Origin of the sequence: Streptomyces nanshensis (assembly GCF_001751255.1) — a bacterium.
Lineage (GTDB): Bacteria > Actinomycetota > Actinomycetes > Streptomycetales > Streptomycetaceae > Streptomyces > Streptomyces nanshensis_A.
On the sequence record NZ_LJGW01000601.1, the window covers coordinates 1 to 2,627 of the forward strand.

At 74.2% G+C, this 2,627-nt stretch carries 1 protein-coding gene; it reads left to right on the plus strand.

Translation table 11 applies throughout. The annotated features are described in order from the left end of the window. Nucleotides 1–2,627 (plus strand): beta-ketoacyl synthase N-terminal-like domain-containing protein (locus AN218_RS30100; protein ID WP_171908854.1); only part of this gene is annotated, 2,627 nt, incomplete at both ends.

Consider the following 2,627-nt stretch of genomic DNA (forward strand, 5'->3'; position numbering starts at 1 on the left):
CGGCCCCGGCGCTCCCGGCGCCGTCGCGCTCGGCACCCGACTGCCCGTCGCACAGGGCCCGATGACCCGCGTCAGCGACCAGCCGGAGTTCGCCGCGGCCGTCGCCGCCGACGGCGCGCTGCCCTTCCTGGCGCTCGCCCTCGCCGGCGCCGAGCAGACCAGGACGATGCTGGAGGCCACCAAGTCCTCGCTGGGCGAGGCCCCTTGGGGCGTGGGCGTCCTCGGGTTCGCCGACGAGGAGATCCGGCAGGCGCAGCTCGACGTCGTACGCGAGGTACGGCCCACGCACGCGATCATCGCGGGCGGCCGGCCCGCGCAGGCCGCGGCGCTGGAGGAGGAGGGCATATCGACCTTCCTGCACGTGCCCTCGCCGGGGCTGCTGCGGCAGTTCCTCGCCGCGGGCGCCCGCAAGTTCATCTTCGAGGGCGCCGAGTGCGGCGGCCACGTCGGACCCCGCAACAGCTTCCCGCTGTGGGAGGCGCAGGCCGAGATCCTGCTGGAGTTCACCGCCAAGGAGAGACCCGGCGCCGCCGGTGAGCTCACCGTCCTCTTCGCCGGCGGCGTGCACGACGAACGGTCCGCCGCGATGGTCGCCGCGCTCGCCGCACCCCTGACCCGCGCCGGAGTCGCCACCGGCGTACTGATGGGCACCGCCTACCTCTTCACCGAGGAGGCCGTACGCGCCGGGGCCATCCTTCCCCGCTTCCAGCAGCAGGTCGTCGACGCGGAGCGTACCGACCTCCTGGAGACCGCGCCCGGACACGCCACCCGGTGCGCGCACAGCGCCTTCACCTCCCAGTTCGCCGCTCTCAAGGAGCAGTTGCGCCAGGCCGGGGTGCCCGAGCGCGAAGTCTGGGAGCAGCTTGAGAAGTTCAACGTCGGACGGCTGCGCGTCGCCAGCAAGGGCATCGAGCGCGTCGGCCCCGAACTGCGCGGCGTCGACGAGCAACGCCAGGGCGACGAGGGCATGTTCATGGCCGGCGAGGTCTGCGTGCTGCGCGACGCCGTGACCACCGTCTCCGCCCTCCACGACGCCGTGGGCGAGCGCGCCGCCGGGCGGCTGCGCGAACGCGCCCGCGCGCTGCGCGACGAGCTGGGCCTCGCGCCGCTCGGCGCCGCCGCCGAGGAGGAGGACGCGCGCCCCGAGCCGCTGCGCGTCGCCATCGTCGGCATGGCGGGCATGTTCCCCGGCGCCGAGGACCTGAGCACCTTCTGGGCCAACGTGCTCGCCGGGAAGGACTGCGTCACCGAGGTCCCCGCCGAACGCTGGGACCCGGAGCTGTACTACGCGCCGGACGGCGAGGGCGCGCGCACACCCTCCCGCTGGGGCGGCTTCCTGCCCGAGATCCCCTTCGACCCGCTGAGCTTCGGCATCCCGCCCGCCTCGCTGGCCAGCGTCGAGCCCGTACAGCTCCTCGCCCTGGAGGCGGCACGGCGGGCCCTGGCCGACGCGGGCTGCGAGGGGCGGCCCGTCGACCACGCCCGTACGTCGGTGGTCTTCGGGGCCGAGGCCGGCAGCGACCTGTCCAACGCCAGCGTGCTGCGCACCGTCCTCCCGTCCTACCTCGGCGGCGATCTGCCCGACGCCCTCGACGAGCAGTTGCCGCGGCTGACCGAGGACTCCTTCCCCGGCGTCCTCGCCAACGTCATCGCCGGACGCATCGCCAACCGCCTCAACCTCGGCGGCGCCAACTACACCGTGGACGCGGCCTGCGCCTCGTCCCTGACCGCCGTCGACGTGGCCTGCAAGGAACTGGTCACCGGCACCAGCGACATGGTGCTGTGCGGCGGCGCCGACCTGCACAACGGCATCAACGACTATCTGCTCTTCTCCTCCGTGCACGCCCTGTCGCCCACCGGCCGCTCCTCCACGTTCGACGGCGGCGCGGACGGCATCGCGCTCGGCGAGGGCGTCGCCTGCGTCGTGCTCAAGCGCCTCGCCGACGCCGAGCGCGACGGCGACCGCGTCTACGCCGTGATCGACGGCGTCGGCAGCGCCAGCGACGGCCGCGCCCTCGGACTGACCGCGCCCCGCCCCGAGGGCCAGCGCGCCGCCCTCACCCGCGCCTTCCGCAACGCGGGCGTCTCGCCCGCGCAGATCGGCCTGATCGAGGCGCACGGCACCGGCACCGTCGTCGGCGACCGTACGGAACTGGCCACGCTCACCGAGGTGTTCACCGAGGCGGGCGCGGAGCCGGGAAGCTGCGCCGTCGGCTCGGTGAAGTCGCAGATCGGGCACACCAAGTGCGCCGCCGGACTCGCCGGGCTGATCAAGACGACGCTCGCCCTGCACCACGGAGTGAAGCCGCCGACCCTGCACATCGAGCAGCCCAACGCCGCCTGGGACCAGGACAGCAGCCCGTTCTTCTTCCACGCGGCGGCAAGGCCCTGGGCCGCCGAGGCGTCCGAACGTGTCGCGGGTGTAAGCGCATTCGGCTTCGGCGGCACCAACTTCCACGCCGTGCTGCGCGCCTACGACCAGGCACCCTCCGTGCACTCCAGCCACGAGTGGCCCGTCGAGCTGTTCACCTTCCGCGGCAGGGACGAGGCCGCGGCGCAGCGCGCGGTCGCCCGTCTGCTGGAGAAGCTGGAACGGGCGGGCCAGGCCGAGGAGCCGGACGCGGCGG